The organism is Flagellimonas sp. CMM7 (genome assembly GCF_021390195.1).
GTDB lineage: Bacteria > Bacteroidota > Bacteroidia > Flavobacteriales > Flavobacteriaceae > Flagellimonas.
The window spans coordinates 3,796,989-3,813,336 of sequence record NZ_CP090003.1; the positions used below are offsets into that span (position 1 = coordinate 3,796,989).

General features: G+C 37.7%; 15 protein-coding genes. 11 read left to right on the forward strand and 4 right to left on the reverse strand.

Annotated features, from left to right (window positions below; genetic code table 11):
• Positions 1-124: 124 nt before the first annotated feature.
• The 4 genes from LV704_RS17145 to LV704_RS17160 are packed head-to-tail and all read left to right on the forward strand — an operon-like array spanning position 125 to position 3,625.
• Positions 125-1,318 (forward strand): Nramp family divalent metal transporter, encoded by a 1,194-nt coding sequence (locus tag LV704_RS17145; RefSeq protein ID WP_163422538.1) that lies wholly within the window; start codon positions 125-127, stop codon positions 1,316-1,318.
• A complete protein-coding gene (gene pxpA, locus LV704_RS17150) occupies positions 1,319-2,062 on the forward strand; it encodes a 5-oxoprolinase subunit PxpA (protein WP_163422537.1) in 744 nt (247 codons plus the stop codon).
• Entirely contained in the window at positions 2,059-2,793 is a 735-nt protein-coding gene (gene pxpB / locus LV704_RS17155) for a 5-oxoprolinase subunit PxpB (RefSeq protein ID WP_163422536.1), read from the forward strand. Before pxpA ends, pxpB begins: the two co-directional genes overlap by 4 nt.
• Positions 2,786-3,625, forward strand: a complete 840-nt coding sequence (locus tag LV704_RS17160; RefSeq protein WP_163422535.1) for a biotin-dependent carboxyltransferase family protein — start codon at positions 2,786-2,788, stop codon at positions 3,623-3,625. The genes pxpB and LV704_RS17160 overlap by 8 nt, the downstream gene beginning before the upstream one ends.
• Positions 3,626-3,628: 3 nt before the next feature.
• On the opposite strand, the gene LV704_RS17165 is transcribed toward LV704_RS17160, so the two are convergent.
• Positions 3,629-4,387 (reverse strand): nitroreductase family protein, encoded by a 759-nt coding sequence (locus tag LV704_RS17165; protein ID WP_370636036.1) that lies wholly within the window; start codon positions 4,385-4,387, stop codon positions 3,629-3,631.
• Between the two features lie 333 nt (positions 4,388-4,720).
• Between LV704_RS17165 and ilvD the strand changes: the two genes are divergently transcribed.
• From ilvD to LV704_RS17200, 7 genes are all read left to right on the forward strand, one after another.
• On the forward strand, positions 4,721-6,397 hold the full coding sequence (gene ilvD / locus LV704_RS17170) for a dihydroxy-acid dehydratase (RefSeq protein ID WP_163422534.1): 1,677 nt from the start codon (positions 4,721-4,723) through the stop codon (positions 6,395-6,397).
• 50 nt (positions 6,398-6,447) lie between these two features.
• On the forward strand, positions 6,448-8,181 hold the full coding sequence (ilvB, locus tag LV704_RS17175; protein WP_163422533.1) for a biosynthetic-type acetolactate synthase large subunit: 1,734 nt from the start codon (positions 6,448-6,450) through the stop codon (positions 8,179-8,181).
• Between the two features lies 1 nt (position 8,182).
• On the forward strand, positions 8,183-8,764 hold the full coding sequence (locus tag LV704_RS17180; protein ID WP_163422532.1) for an O-methyltransferase: 582 nt from the start codon (positions 8,183-8,185) through the stop codon (positions 8,762-8,764).
• Positions 8,765-8,766: 2 nt separating this feature from the next.
• Entirely contained in the window at positions 8,767-9,294 is a 528-nt protein-coding gene (gene ilvN / locus LV704_RS17185; protein ID WP_163422531.1) for an acetolactate synthase small subunit, read from the forward strand.
• A gap of 24 nt (positions 9,295-9,318) precedes the next feature.
• Positions 9,319-10,794: a ketol-acid reductoisomerase gene (gene ilvC, locus LV704_RS17190; protein WP_163422530.1), complete on the forward strand. Its 1,476-nt coding sequence runs from the start codon at positions 9,319-9,321 to the stop codon at positions 10,792-10,794.
• 36 nt (positions 10,795-10,830) lie between these two features.
• On the forward strand, positions 10,831-12,096 hold the full coding sequence (gene ilvA, locus LV704_RS17195; protein ID WP_163422529.1) for a threonine ammonia-lyase: 1,266 nt from the start codon (positions 10,831-10,833) through the stop codon (positions 12,094-12,096).
• A gap of 161 nt (positions 12,097-12,257) precedes the next feature.
• Positions 12,258-13,847: an NADP-dependent glyceraldehyde-3-phosphate dehydrogenase gene (locus LV704_RS17200; RefSeq protein WP_163422528.1), complete on the forward strand. Its 1,590-nt coding sequence runs from the start codon at positions 12,258-12,260 to the stop codon at positions 13,845-13,847.
• 18 nt (positions 13,848-13,865) lie between these two features.
• Here the strand turns inward: LV704_RS17200 and LV704_RS17205 are convergent, their stop codons facing one another.
• The 3 genes from LV704_RS17205 to leuB all read right to left on the reverse strand — a co-directional run bounded on the left by LV704_RS17205 (position 13,866) and on the right by leuB (position 16,345).
• On the reverse strand, positions 13,866-14,339 hold the full coding sequence (locus LV704_RS17205) for a hypothetical protein (protein ID WP_163422527.1): 474 nt from the start codon (positions 14,337-14,339) through the stop codon (positions 13,866-13,868).
• 40 nt (positions 14,340-14,379) lie between these two features.
• Complete coding sequence (locus LV704_RS17210; RefSeq protein ID WP_163422526.1) at positions 14,380-14,859, reverse strand: hypothetical protein; 480 nt, start codon at positions 14,857-14,859, stop codon at positions 14,380-14,382.
• Between the two features lie 430 nt (positions 14,860-15,289).
• Positions 15,290-16,345, reverse strand: coding sequence for a 3-isopropylmalate dehydrogenase (gene leuB, locus LV704_RS17215; RefSeq protein WP_163422525.1), 1,056 nt, complete (start codon positions 16,343-16,345; stop codon positions 15,290-15,292).
• Positions 16,346-16,348: the final 3 nt, after the last annotated feature.

Sequence of the window (16,348 nt, forward strand, 5' to 3'; positions counted from 1 at the left end):
TTTCATATTCGTATAAAAAATCGATGTAAAGCATCCCATTTTTAGATGAAATGCATTTTTTTGGATGAAATGCACTGTTTGGGATAAAACCCTTTAATTTGAAGAACGGAAAACAACAAGGAATATGTTTAAGAAAATAGGGCCAGGGGTATTAGTTGCAGCAGCTTTTGTTGGGCCTGGTACAATAACCGTATGCACTTTAGCAGGAGTTCGGTTTGGCTATACGCTTATTTGGGCAGTATTATTGTCCATTTTAGCTACAATAATACTTCAAGAAATGGCCGGTAGGATAGGGGTAGTGTCGCAGAATGGTCTTGTGGATGTTATTAAAGATGAATTGAAAATTAAATGGATAAAAAATACAATAATTGGGATTGTTTTAGGAGCTATACTTGTTGGCAATGCGGCATATGAAGCTGGAAACATAGGCGGAGCTACGTTAGGACTGGAAGGTCTATTTGGACAGGGGTTTGCTTCTTTTTATCCGCTTTTAATTGGCGGTTTTGCATTTCTTCTTTTATGGTTCAGTAGCTATAAAACATTGGAAAAAGTCTTTGTTGGCCTTGTCGGTATTATGGGAGTTAGTTTTGTGGTCAGTGCAATTTTAACCGGACCTTCTGTATTCGAAATTTTAAAGGGTATGTTTATTCCAGGATTGCCAGAAGGGAGTTTGCTAACAGTAATTGCATTGGTTGGTACTACTGTAGTACCTTATAATCTGTTTTTACATGCATCCTTGGCTAAGGAAAAGTGGAAATCTAAAAGCGAGCTCAAGGCTGTAAAATGGGATACCATAATTTCAATTGCATTAGGAGGGTTAGTGTCCGTTGCAATACTCATTACTGCTTCAGCGGCTCCACTACAAGATGTTACCAATGTTATGGATATGGCAAAAGGTCTTGAGCCTTTGTTTGGGAAATCAGCTATTTACTTTATGGGTATTGGTCTTTTAGCTGCAGGAATTACCTCTGCAATAACCGCTCCGCTGGCTGCCGCTTTTGTGGCAAGTAGTTGTTTTGGCTGGGATGGAGGGATGAAAAACAAAAAATTCAAGTTAATATGGTCCGTAGTATTGTTTTTCGGTGTTTTTTTCTTGTCGTTTGATATAAAACCAATTCAGGTGATACAATTTGCCCAAGTAGCCAATGGAATCTTACTTCCCGTAATGGCCATGCTCTTGCTATGGATTGTAAACAAGAAAACTGTTATGGGGGTCCATAAGAATTCGCTCCTTCAAAATGTATTGGGATTTGTAATAGTTGGATTCGCTATTTTCTTGGGAGTAAAAAGCATACTGAAAGTAATTGGCTTGTTCTAGATGAAAAATTGGACCATTAACATTAACTGTGATGTAGGCGAGGGAGTAGGTAATGAAGCAGAACTACTGCCTTTAATTTGTACATGCAACATAGCTTGTGGAGGACATGCGGGTGATTTATCAAGTATGATGGAGGTAGTTAAGTTGGCAAGAAATTGCGATGTAAAAGTAGGAGCTCATCCCTCGTACCCAGATAGAACCAATTTTGGTAGGGAAGTGATGACGATTTCAGATTCAGAATTAAGAGAAAGTATATTAAACCAATTAAGAACATTTGAAGGAGTCCTTAAAAAAGAAACAGTACAACTTCATCATATTAAAGCCCATGGCGCTTTGTACAATGAGACCGCAAAGAATGATAAACTTGCTGAACTCTATCTGAATGCAATAAAGGAATATAGAAGTAAAGTCTATCTATATGTTCCATATGGGTCAATCATAGCAAGTATTGCAGCGGAAAAAGGGTTTAAATTGATGTATGAAGCTTTTGGGGATAGAAATTATAACAAGGACTTAAGTCTAGTATCAAGAAAACTTGATGATGCTCTTATCCAAGAACCAGAAAAAGTGTTACAGCACATTCTACCAATCATAAAAGAAGGAAACGTAAAAGTATCTACAGGTGAAAAAATAAAGATAAAAGCAGATACAATATGCATTCATGGAGATACCCCTTCAGCATTGAAAATATTGATGTATCTTTCTCAAGAATTACCCACATATAGGGTAGCGTTACAAAGGTGAAAAGTTACCCCATTAACATCAAACCGTATGGCCAGAGAGCAGTTCTTGTAGAATGGCCCAATAATGTGGATGAGTCCATATTAGAAGAGATCCTTCAATTAGTTGATTGTTTTAAAACGTTGAATTTGCCCGACTGGGAAATGTCCGCTGCATACAATTCATTAACATTGATTAATTCTAAAAAGGACATTGATTTCGAAACTATTGAAAAGCTAATTTTGGAATGCTATTCAAATCGAAAAGATTCTAAAATCAAAAATGAACGATTTTTATGGAGGATTCCCGTATGTTATGATTCCGAGTTCGGAATTGATATGGAAGAAGTCTCCAAAACACTGAAATTGTCCATTGAAGAACTCGTAGAACTTCATACCTCAAACAAATACACAGTTTATGGAATAGGTTTTTTACCTGGGTTTATGTATTTAGGAGGTTTGCCTACAGCATTGGAAATTCCAAGACGAAAAGAACCAAGGTTATGCGTTTCTAAAGGATCCGTAGGTCTGGCAAGTAAACAAACGGGTATTTATCCTCAGGATTCACCTGGAGGTTGGAACATTATTGGAAGTTGTCCAATTCCCATCTTTAACCCTAAACTGGAAAAGCCCTGTTTTGTTAATGTCGGAGATAAGATACAGTTCTATAAGATATCAAGAGCAGAATACGATTTGCGTAAGATTGAAGGCGAAGTTGGCATATACAAACCTGAAAAAATCTCTTTAAATGCTTAAGGTTTTAAAATCAGGATTTTTTACTAGTATACAAGACTTGGGAAGGCTTGGCTATAGAGATATAGGAGTTCCTATTTCTGGTGCAATGGATAGCCATTCGGTAAAGAAAGCGAATTTACTCTTGGACAATGAAGCAGACGCTGCGGTTATGGAGATTACGATGACGGGGCCTACCGTATTATTTGAATCCCCAACCTATATCTGTTTGTCGGGAGCATATTTGTCTCCTACATTAAATAATGAACCCATTGAAAACTATCAAGTCATTAAAGTTCTAAAAGGCGATATTCTTTCCTATGGTAAACTAGAGAATGGGTTTAGAAGTTATTTGGCTATAAAGGGAGGCTTTAGAACGACTAAAGTTTTAGGGAGTCGTTCCCAATATTTTCCAGTAACAAAAGGCAGATGCCTTAAAGACAGAAATGAAATTGATTATGAAGAAACGATTTCTTTTAACCCCATAATTTCAGAAATTAAAATGGAGAACCATTTTGATCTGGATTATTTGGAAGTTTATAAAGGGCCAGAATTCTCTATGTTATCAGACAACCAATTGGCTTCTCTTTTTTCAAAACCTTTTTCTGTATCGAAAGAAAATAACAGAATGGCATACCAACTTTCTGAACTTATTGAGGGCCATAAAAATTCTATGCTTACCTCTGGAACAATACCGGGAACCGTCCAGTTTACACCAGCTGGTAGATTAATCATTTTAATGAAAGATGGTCAAACAACAGGGGGATACCCTAGAATACTGCAGCTATCAGAAGCTTCCATAAATGTATTGGCACAAAAAAAGTTTGGAGATACTTTTTCCTTTAAACTTGTATAAAGCCTAGAGTTGTTTGTAAACTTCTTCAAATGGAATCCTAAAACGAGGGCCGTATACTCCTTTTTCATCGCGAACCCCGCAACCTATGACCATGTTTATTTCGGAACCTCGCGGTAAGTCTAATGCACGTTTAACCAATAAAGTGTCACTACCTTCCATTGGGCAAGTATCATAACCATTGGCAGCCATACTGATCATAAAATTTTGAGCAGCCAACCCCGCACTTTTATGTGCTACTATGCGCATATCAGACGCTCTAACTTGGCGGTAGGTGGGTTTGAAAAAACCTGCAACTTGAAAAATGAAATATTTCAACCATCCAAAAATCCCCAAAAAATCAAAATAAACAGAGGGAATAAGTTTTTTATAGTATGCCAGTGCAAACTTTTCTCTACGGGTGTATTCTTCTTTAGGCTTCTTTTCATAAGCTAATTCAAGAAAATCAAGATTGGCCTTTGCTCTTTTACGCCATAAATCTTTTCGAGTTACTACAACAATCATTTGTTGTGCAGTTTTAGCGGCATTTTGACCCAAACATGCCTTGGTCAATTTGTTTAAAACATCTTTTTTGGTAATATGATAAAATTCCCAAAGCTGCATATTGCTGCTGGTCGGCGCTAAAACGGCGTTTTCAATACATTGTCGCACCACATTGGCATCTAATTCAACATCACTTTTAAAAATTCGCACAGAACGTCTATGTTGTATAGCTTGGGTAACTGTTTTTTCCATATGGTTAAAGATACCCAAATGTAGTTTCAATTAAATATTTTTTGTATCATTGAATTGTGAAAACAAAAGATTTAATTAATAACGTGGTCATTATTATTCCAAACATGGAATGATACAGCTATGCTATTAATTTAAAAAGCCTGTATCAAAAACGATACAGGCTTTTTTTATGCGGTCAATAAAACTAAATGGATATAGGATTTTAAATCAGTATAACTAACTGAAAGACAATTGAATATGTAAATTTTTTTTTAAATGAATTTAGAACACCTTTAACTGTTAAAATTATTGAGTTTTTGAAACATCTATCTTTGATTATAAGAGTAAATTCAACAAAAAACCGGATTCGAAAGAAATATATTAATGGAATTGAATAAGTATAGTAAAAATGTTACCCAAGACCCAACACAACCTGCAGCGCAGGCTATGTTGCATGCCATAGGATTAACGGAAGAAGATTTAAAAAAACCGTTGGTAGGCATAGGAAGTACGGGCTATGAAGGCAATCCTTGCAACATGCACTTAAATGAGTTGTCTACTTATGTTAAAGAAGGTACGCAACAAGGGAATCTAGTGGGCCTAATTTTTAATACCATTGGTGTTAGTGATGGTATTTCCATGGGAACTTACGGTATGCGCTATTCACTTCCATCTAGAGATATTATTGCCGATTCTATGGAGACGGTTGTTCAGGCAATGAATTATGATGGGTTGGCAACTGTTGTCGGATGTGATAAGAATATGCCAGGAGCACTTATGGCCATGATTCGTTTAAATAGGCCTTCTGTTTTAGTATATGGAGGTACAATAGCATCAGGATGTTTAAAAGACAGAAAACTGGATGTGGTATCTGCATTTGAAGCTTGGGGAGAGAAAGTAGCGGGAACCATAAATGAAGCAGAATATAAAAGTGTAATTCAAAATGCATGCCCTGGAGCAGGTGCTTGTGGTGGAATGTATACAGCAAATACTATGGCTTCGGCCATTGAGGCTCTAGGAATGGCATTGCCTTACAATTCTTCAAACCCGGCGGTTGGTGACAAAAAGAAACAAGATTGTATTGATTCTGGAAAAGCGCTAAGACATTTGTTGGAAAATGATATCAAACCAAGCGATATCATCAGTAAAAAATCTTTGGAAAATGCAGTACGATTAATAACCATACTAGGTGGTTCTACAAATGCTGTACTTCATTTCTTGGCAATTGCAAAAGCGGCAGAAATCGATTTTGGATTGGCAGATTTCCAAAGGATTAGTGATACCACACCTTTCTTGGCAGATTTAAAACCAAGTGGTAAATATTTAATGGAAGACTTGCACCATGTGGGAGGAGTTCCTGCGGTTATGAAGTTCATGTTAAAGCATAATATGTTGCATGGAGATTGTCTTACAGTAACGGGAAAAACAGTAGCTGAAAATTTAGCCAATGTCCCTGATTTAACAGCAGGGCAAGAAGTTGTAAAAGATTTAGAAAACCCAATCAAAGAAACAGGACATCTTAGAATACTGCACGGTAACCTTGCCGTTGAAGGAGCAGTAGCAAAGATTACAGGTAAAGAAGGATTGCATTTTTCAGGACCCGCAAAGGTTTTTGAGGGTGAGTTTGATGCGAATGATGGTATCCGAGATGGATTGGTGAAAAAAGGAGATGTTGTGGTTATTAGGTATGAAGGACCAAAAGGAGGCCCAGGAATGCCGGAAATGCTAAAACCTACGGCAGCAATTATGGGAGTTGGACTGGGGAAGGATGTTGCTTTGATTACTGACGGAAGATTCTCTGGAGGCACCCATGGTTTTGTAGTAGGTCACATAGCCCCCGAAGCACAGGACGGTGGTGCTATAGGATTAGTGAAGGATGGAGATATTATTACCATTGATGCAGAGAAAAACAGTATTTCTATGGCTGTTTCAGATGAAGAATTGGCAAGTAGAAAGGAAAAATGGGTACAACCACCTTTAAAGGTTAAAAAAGGAAGTTTATACAAATATGCCAAAACGGTTTCATCAGCCTCGCAAGGTTGTGTAACTGATTTGATTTAATAATAATTAGGGATTTTAGGAGGAATTTAACCCTCCAGAATAGTACGCTTATGGAAACATTAAAGGCACAAAAGAAAGATTCTGAAAAAGGCACTGCTATGCGAATAAGTGGTGCTGAAGCTATAATACATTGTTTGTTGGCAGAAGGAGTGGATTTAATCTACGGATATCCAGGTGGAGCAATTATGCCCGTATATGATGAGCTATACAAGTTTCAGGATAAATTAACACATATCTTAACCAGACACGAACAAGGAGCTACCCATGCTGCGCAGGGTTATGCAAGAGTTAGCGGAAAAGTAGGAGTCGCTATGGCAACTTCAGGTCCTGGTGCCACAAATCTGGTCACTGGATTGGCAGATGCCCAAATAGACTCAACGCCAATGGTGTGCATAACTGGTCAAGTTCCCAGACATTTATTGGGTTCGGATGCCTTTCAGGAGACGGATATTGTTGGAATATCTACGCCAGTCACCAAATGGAACTATCAAGTTACCAAGGCTAGTGAGATTCCTGAGATTATAGCAAAGGCTTTTTACATTGCTAAATCTGGCAGACCAGGTCCGGTATTGATAGACATCACCAAGAATGCTCAGTTTGACGAATTGGATTTTACTTACGAAAAATGCAAGGGTGTTCGTAGTTATAAACCCGTTCCAGAACCAAACGTAAAAGCAATTGAGGCAGCTGCTGAGCTCATCAATAATGCAAAAAGACCCTATATAGTTTTTGGGCAAGGAGTAATATTAGGTGAGGCAGAAGACGAATTGAAAGCGTTGGTGGAAAAAGCTGGAATTCCAGCGGCTTGGACCATTTTAGGGCTGTCAGCAATGGACACTGATCATCCGCTAAATGTAGGTATGGTAGGAATGCATGGTAACTATGGCCCAAATGTATTGACCAATGAATGTGATTTACTTATTGCTATAGGAATGCGCTTTGATGATAGGGTAACAGGTAGTTTGGACACTTATGCCAAACAAGCAAAAGTGATTCATTTTGAAATTGACCCTGCGGAAATCAATAAAAATGTGAAAGCTGACGTGGCTGTTTTAGGAAACGCTAAACAGACCTTGGATTTATTACTTCCTTTGGTCAATAAAAATGAGCATGCCACATGGAAGGCTGAGTTTGATAAGAGATATCAAATCGAATACGATACTGTAATCAAAGATGATGTGACACCTACAAAAGAGGGGCTTACAATGGGTGAGGTTATTGAGCAAATCAATATTTCCTCAAAACATAAGGCTGTCATCGTTACAGATGTGGGGCAGCACCAAATGATTGCCTGCAGATATGCCAAGTTTAAACAATCCAAGAGCAATATAACTTCTGGAGGATTGGGAACTATGGGGTTTGCATTACCAGCGGCAATAGGTGCCAAAATGGGAGCAATGGACCGCGAAGTGGTTGCTGTTATTGGAGATGGTGGTTATCAAATGACAATTCAAGAGCTGGGAGTGATCTTTCAACATAATGTTCCGGTTAAAATTGTAGTATTGAACAACGACCATTTAGGTATGGTACGGCAGTGGCAAGAGCTTTTCTTTGAAAGTAGATATGCTTCAACGGTAATGGTAAACCCTGATTTTGTGAAAATTGCAGAGGGCTATCATATTAAATCGAGAAGAGTTGTGGAGCGCTCAGAATTAAAAGAAGCAGTTGCAGAGATGATAGCATCCAAAGACCCTTACTTTTTGGAAGTAAAGGTTGAGAAAGAAGACAATGTGTTTCCAATGATTCCTTCAGGAGCTTCTGTTTCAGATATCAGACTCAAGTAAGATGAATCAAGCCAATATTTTAGATACACCACAAGTGTACCCTGAATTACTTGTCAAGTGCAAGGAAGTAGGATTTACCATGCCTTCGGATATGTACATTGGGACATTTCTGAAAACATTGATTTCTTCTAAACCAAATGGCCGTTTTTTAGAATTGGGAACTGGGATGAGTTTATCTCTGGCATGGATGTTAGAAGGAATGGACAGGAATTCAGAGTTAATAAGCATTGATAATGATAATGAACTTATTGAAATAGCAAGGCACTTTTTTAAAGAAGAGGAGAGACTCCAACTAATTTGTGCTGATGGAGATAAGTGGTTGCCTCAATACAAGGGAGAAAGATTCGATTTAATCTTTGCAGATGCATGGCCGGGAAAGTATAGCTGTTTGGATGAAGTGTTGAAACTGGTTAAGGTTGGAGGCTTTTATGTGATTGATGATATGCGGAAACAAACCAATTGGCCTGCGGGTCACGAACACAATGCATCTTCATTAATCGAAGTATTGGAAGCAAAGGAAGATTTTACAATTACAAAAATGGACTGGTCAACGGGAGTAGTAGTTGCCGTGAAAACAAAATAGGTATGGAAAAGCAATGGTACACCATCTCGGTTTATTCAGAGAACAATGTTGGATTATTAAATAGAATATCGGGAATATTCTTAAAGAGACACATTAATATAGAAAGTTTAAATGTCTCTAAATCAGAAATAGAGAATGTTTCTAAATTTACTATAGTTGTAGTTGCTCCAGAGGATTGGGTGAGAAAAATAGTAGGTCAGATAGAGAAGCAAGTAGAAGTGATAAAAGCTTACTATCACACAGATGATGAAACCATTTATCAAGAATCTGCCTTGTTTAAGATAGCATCAGATCTATTGTTTGATGAAAGACAGATTCAGAACATTATCAAAGAAAGCAATTCACAAATTGTAACCGTGGCCAGGGACTTTTTTGTTTTGGCCAAAACAGGACGCCGTCATGAAATTGATGAAATGCATGATGCTCTAGAACCATACGGAATTATGCAATTTGTCCGCTCAGGTAGAATTGCAGTAAGTAAGGCTACAATGCCAATAACAAGTATTTTAGAAGAATTTCAAAATCAATAAATAGCACAAAATCAAAAACTAAAAATGACAAATTATTTTAATACGCTATCACTACGGGATAAATTGGAACAGTTGGGAAAATGCAGATTCATGGATTCCAGTGAATTTGCTGATGGTGTTACTGCGTTGAAAGGAAAGAAAATTGTAATTGTAGGCTGTGGTGCCCAAGGCTTAAACCAAGGCTTGAATATGAGGGATTCGGGGCTGGATATTTCGTATACCTTAAGGGAAGCTGCAATTAAAGAGCAAAGGCAATCCTATAAAAATGCCAAAGAGAATAACTTTAATGTAGGTACCTATGAAGAATTGATTCCTTCTGCTGATTTGGTTATCAATCTTACACCAGATAAGCAACATACCAATGTTGTTAGCATGGTAATGCCTTTAATGAAAAATGGGGCTACACTTTCCTATTCCCATGGGTTTAACATTGTAGAAGAAGGAATGCAGATTAGAAAAGACCTTACTGTAATTATGGTTGCACCTAAGAGCCCTGGTTCTGAGGTTCGCGAAGAATACAAGAGAGGTTTTGGAGTGCCTACCTTGATTGCGGTACACCCAGAAAACGACCCTGAAGGTAAAGGGTTGGCACAAGCAAAAGCATATGCTGCTGGCACAGGTGGGCATAAAGCGGGAGTATTGGAGTCTTCTTTTGTTGCAGAAGTAAAATCAGATTTAATGGGAGAGCAAACCATTCTTTGTGGATTATTGCAAACAGGTTCCATTTTGTCTTTTGATAAGATGTTGGAGAAAGGAATTGATGCGGGATATGCTTCAAAATTGATTCAGTATGGATGGGAAACCATTACCGAAGGATTAAAACATGGAGGAATCACCAATATGATGGATAGATTGTCCAACCCTGCCAAAATAAAAGCTTTTGATTTGGCCGAAGAATTAAAGGAAATTATGCGTCCTTTATTTCAAAAGCATATGGACGATATTATGAGCGGTCATTTTTCTAAGACTATGATGGAAGATTGGGCCAATGATGATAAGAATTTATTGGATTGGAGATCAGCGACTGGTGAAACATCTTTTGAAAAAACTCCTGCAAGCGCAGATGCAATATCAGAACAAGAATTCTATGACAATGGGGTGTTAATGGTGGCTTTTGTGAAGTCAGGAGTTGAGTTGGCTTTTGAAACTATGACTGAATCTGGAATTATAGATGAATCAGCCTACTACGAATCTTTGCATGAGACACCTTTGATTGCTAATACTATAGCACGTAAAAAATTGTTCGAAATGAATCGTGTAATATCCGATACAGCGGAATATGGTTGTTATTTATTTGACCATGCCTGTAAGCCTTTATTGTCAGATTTCATGAAAACGGTCGACACTGATATCATTGGCAAAAAGTATGGTGATGGAAAAGATAATGGTGTTGACAATGTTAAACTTATTGCGGTGAACAAGGCTTTGCGTGAACACCCTGTCGAAATTGTAGGTACAAGATTGAGAGAATCAATGACAGCTATGAAACCCATAGCTTAGATTTGAGTTTCAGTTAAATTGGGAACCAATAACCAGATGAAAGAAACGGCAGCTACATATTTTCCGCAGATAGCTGATATTTATGAGGCTGCCGATATCATTAAGCAGGTTGCGGGTGAAACTCCCTTGCAGCAAAGTATTCGTTACTCAAAGAAGTATGATGCCAACATTCTGCTCAAGAGAGAGGATTTACAACGTGTAAGAAGTTATAAGATCCGCGGTGCTTTTAATAAGATAAGCTCTCTTACCAAGGAAGAGCTAAAAAATGGTGTGGTTTGCGCCAGTGCGGGAAACCATGCACAGGGAGTTGCATTTGCTTGCAACCACTTAGGGGTTAAAGGAACCATTTTTATGCCTGCGGTTACTCCAAAACAAAAGATAGACCAAACCAGAATGTTTGGTGGGGACTGGATAAAAGTGGTGTTGGAAGGGGATACTTTTGATGATTCCCAAAAGGCGGCTAAGTTGTTTTGCAACGAACATGATAAAACCTTTGTTCATCCTTTTGATGATACCAAAACAATAGAAGGCCAGGCTACTATTGGATTGGAGCTATTAAACCAATCAGAAAAACCAATAGATTACGTTTTTGTTGCTGTAGGTGGGGGAGGATTGGCATCTGGACTATGTGGTACGTTTCAAGCGCTATCTCCCAAAACCAAAATCATTGGTATAGAACCCGAAGGTGCTCCCTCTATGAAAACGTCCATGGAAAAAGGAGAATTGATTGAACTGCCTCAAATTGATAAGTTTATCGATGGTGCAGCGGTTCAGAAAGTTGGGCAATACACTTTTCCTATTTGTAGAGACTATCTGCACAAGATGGAAACTGTTCCAGAAGGAAAGGTATGTCAGACTATTTTGGATTTATACAACAGAGATGCCATTGTGGTTGAACCGGCCGGAGCTTTAACCATTACTGCCTTAGATGATTTTAAAGACGAAATAAAAGACAAAACGGTGGTGTGTATTGTTAGTGGCAGTAACAACGACATTACACGTACAGCAGAGATAAAGGAAAGAGCTTTGTTGTATAGTAATTTAAAACATTATTTCATCATTCGTTTTCCGCAACGCCCAGGAGCGTTAAAAGAATTTGTAGCAGATATTTTGGGGCCAGATGATGATATCACGCATTTTGAATATTCTAAAAAATCGAGCAGGGAAAATGCACCTGCAATTGTTGGGATTGAATTAAAGTCTTCTGAAGATTTGAAACCATTGATCAAACGAATGAAAATCAATAATTTTTTTGGAGATTATCTCAATAACAAACCAGATCTTTTTCAATATTTGGTATAATCGATATAACAATTTTAAAATCTTTTCTGATAAAGGTTGAACTAAAACGTTTTCGTAGTTAAACCGTTGAAAATAAAGAGGTTTTAAGCCATTTTTGTATTAGCTTCGTGTGAAATTTAAGCTAATAAACAGTGTTAACTATAAATTAAAAGCATAGGATTATGCCAGTTAAAACAGCAATACCTGAAGAATTCCAAATTACATCAAAAATACATCAAAAGACCTATTTGGTAAATGGTGAATTAAAGGAGTGGGAAGGGAACAATACTACAGTAATATCAACAATCTCTTCTACAGAAGAATACGCACATACCGTTTTAGGAAGCATTCCAGATATGGGGGAAACTGAAGCATTAGAAGCTTTGGATGCAGCAGTGGGAGCTTATAATCAAGGTCAGGGTGTCTGGCCAACCATGAAGGTAAAAGACCGTATTGAATGTATGGAGTCTTTTGTAAAAAAAATGGAGGGGAAGAGAGAGGAGGTGGTAAAGCTCTTAATGTGGGAAATTGGAAAATCATTGCCAGACTCGCAAAAGGAATTTGATCGTACCGTTGAATACATTTATGATACCATTGAGGATTATAAAAAACTAGATCGCGATTCTGCAAAGTTTCAAAAACATGATGGCGTATATGCTCATATCCGAAGAGGACCATTGGGTGTGGTTTTATGCCTAGGACCATACAATTACCCTTTAAATGAAACCTTTGCATTATTGATTCCCGCAATCATTATGGGAAACACCACAGTTTTTAAGCCAGCCAAGCATGGAGTCTTATTAATAACCCCGCTGTTGGATGCTTTTCAGAGCAGTTTTCCAAAAGGCGTTGTTAATATTTTGTTTGGAAGGGGTAGAGCGGTAGCGGCTCCTATTATGAAAACAGGTAAGGTAGACGTATTGGCTTTGATTGGAAACAGCAAATCTGCCAATGCTTTACAAGACCAACATCCAAAAAGTAACCGATTGAGATTAGTGTTGGGACTTGAGGCTAAAAACCCAGCTATTATTTTGCCAGATGCAGATTTGGATTTAACCATAAATGAATGTTTGGCCGGAACACTTTCGTTTAACGGGCAACGTTGTACCGCATTAAAAGTGGTTTATGTACATGAAGATGTAAAAGATGAATTCTTAAAACGGTTCTCAGAAAAAGTTGACGCATTAAAATTTGGGAACCCATGGGATGATGGTGTTAAATTAACACCCTTGCCAGAACCTGGAAAACCGGCTTACATTCAAGAATTATTGGATGATGCCAAAGGTAAAGGGGCCAAAATAAAAAATAAAAAAGGTGGAAAACAATCAGATAATTATATCTGGCCAGCAGTTTTATACCCCGTCTCCAAAGACATGAGAGTGTATGAAGAAGAGCAATTTGGACCTATTATTCCCGTGGTTTCTTTTAAAGATATAGAAGAGCCGTTGGATGATATGGCTGAGTCTAATTATGGTCAACAGGTAAGCTTGTTTGGAAAAGATGTGTATACCTTATCACCTTTGATTGATACGCTTGCTAATTTGGTCTGTAGAGTTAATTTGAACAGTTCTTGTCAAAGAGGCCCAGATGTTTACCCGTTTACCGGGAGAAAGGATTCTGCTCAATCTACTTTAAGTGTTCATGATGCATTACGGTCTTTCTCCATCCGGACTTTTGTTGCGTTTAAGGATAATGAACTGAACAATGAAACCATTGAGCAATTGTTGGAAGCAAAAGTGAGCAATTTTCTGAGTACCGATTATATTTTGTAGTAGTCTTTTGGAAGGTGCTCAGGAATCGGGAATGGTAATTATTTCATATTTCCAATTCTTTTTTATTTTATGACCTTTTAAGAGGTTTGGTGGTTTTATACCTCCATAGATAAAAGTAGCGGCAGGTATGGATAATAGAATTGCAGCTGAATTTTGAGTGATAACATAAATAAGAAACCCCACTGTAAGTGCCGTAGCAGCATTATAATAGAAAAATCCACTAATAATAATAGAAGCAAGCAGAGGATTCCGTTTCAGTTTTATAATTTCATCGATTGCTACTTTTCTATGTTTTATGAGAATATAGTTTTTGTCCAAAATTGCAAACCTACCCGATAAGCGTTCTCCATTTTTAGTCTTTAGTCTTATCCGTTTATGTTCTTTTATAATTATTTGTTTTTGTAGGGTAGAATTTGTGATTTTGAGAGCTTTGTTTTGTGAAAAAGTTATAATAGTAAAAAGCAAGCTAAATAATAGAAAATGTATTTTCATTTTTAAAGTTTCTGATAAAAAAACGAACATATAATATGTCCTAATTACAATCTCCAATACAAGGTTCTGCACCCTCATAATCACTATCCGTTATTTGAAAAAGGAATTTGTCTTTACCGATTGAGACATAGTCCGTGTCTCTTAATAAATTTCTGTTGGCTGGATTGAAAGCAGGAACTCCCGTTTGCATGAATTCAATTGTGTACGTTGCTTTTTTTTCTTTATTGAAAATTACAGTTATAGAATCTGCTTCAAGAGATGCTACAGGATTATCTATTAGTTGCTCCTTTGCAAGGTCATCCCAAGGTCCTCCGCTTCTAGTAAGCACTGAGCCTTCCAATTGGTTGGATGTATTTAATAAAGTCTCATTATACCTGCTGGGTTCGCCATTTTTATAGAATTGCAGGACAATTTGAAAAGAAGAGCTGTTTTGAATAACATATTGCCTATCAAACATGGGAGCCTCGGGACCACAAGCCAGAATTAAAAATAGTAGGGTAATTAGAGTTGTGTTTTTCATAGTATTATAAATAAGTTAGTTAGGTCAATTATTAACCCCAACCTTAATGGTACTTTTCTATTTTTCCCTCTAACAACTCATCTTAGGCTTTTGTCTTTTCAGGAATACCTGGCTTTTTAGGATAATACCCTTCTTTGTGGCAGGGGAGAATTAAAAATATTGGAAGAACAAAAAATGGCAAACGGATTTTGCAGCCTTGTTTCATATTGTAGCATAGGTTTGGTTAAACAATAGGGGCGCTGCTGTAAATCCAAATTGAACTGTATCCTATGAAACTAGGAAAAGCTTACATTTTTAACTTTAAGAATTGATGAATAGACTGTTTGAATTGATAAATCTGGAGGTGTGAGAAAAATATTTTTCTAGAGATCAAATAAAAAAGGGGGCATTTTTAACAAAATGCCCCCTTTTTTTTATTCCTAATGTATTTTTATAAATTCTCAGCCAACCAGTCTCCAACTTCACTGGTTTTATAAGCTTTTCCACCTTCGGAAAGATCTTCAGTGACAACACCTTCAGCTAAGGACTTATTTACTACAGTTCTTATTGCTTCAGCTTCATTCTTTAAATCAAAATCTTCAAAAAGCATAGCTGCGGATAAAACAGTAGCCAACGGATTGGCAATATCCTTATCTGCGGCCTGTGGATAAGATCCATGGATAGGCTCATACAATTTGGATTTCTCTCCTACAGATGCAGAAGGCATTAATCCCATAGAACCTGAAATTACAGAAGCTTCATCAGTTAGAATATCACCAAAAAGGTTTTCGGTAATAATAACATCATAGTCGCTTGGCCATTGCACCAAGCGCATGGCAACGGCATCAACAAATTCATAAGAAACTTCTACCTCAGGATAGTCCTTCTCCATAGCCTGTACCGTTTCTCTCCAGAGACGGGAAGATTCCAATACGTTGGCCTTATCAACACAACAAAGCCTTTTTGAGCGACCCATGGCCATTTCAAAACCCTTTTTTGCCAAACGCTGAATCTCAGCACGGGTATACGTCATAGTATCAAAAGCGGTATTGCCATTGTCTTTTCTACCTCTTTCACCAAAATAAACACCTCCCGTTAACTCTCTTAGTATAATCAGGTCGGTACCCTCAATACGTTCTCTTTTTAAGGGAGACTTATCGATTAATGAAGGAAAGGTAAACGTAGGTCTAACATTAGCGAAAAGTCCTAGTTTTTGCCTCATTTTAAGCAAACCTTGTTCTGGACGTACTTTCGCAGAAGGGTCATTGTCAAAACGAGGATGGCCAATGGCACCAAATAACACAGCGTCCGCTGCATCGCATATGGCATGGGTTTCTTCTGGATAAGGTTCCCCGACCGCATCAATAGCTGCAGCACCAGTTAGTGCCGGCGTCCAGTTTATTTCATGATTAAATTTCGTAGCGACTGCATTAGATACTTTTACAGCTTGATCTATTACTTCGGGACCAATTCCATCTCCTGCCAATAAGGCTATATTTAATTTCATATA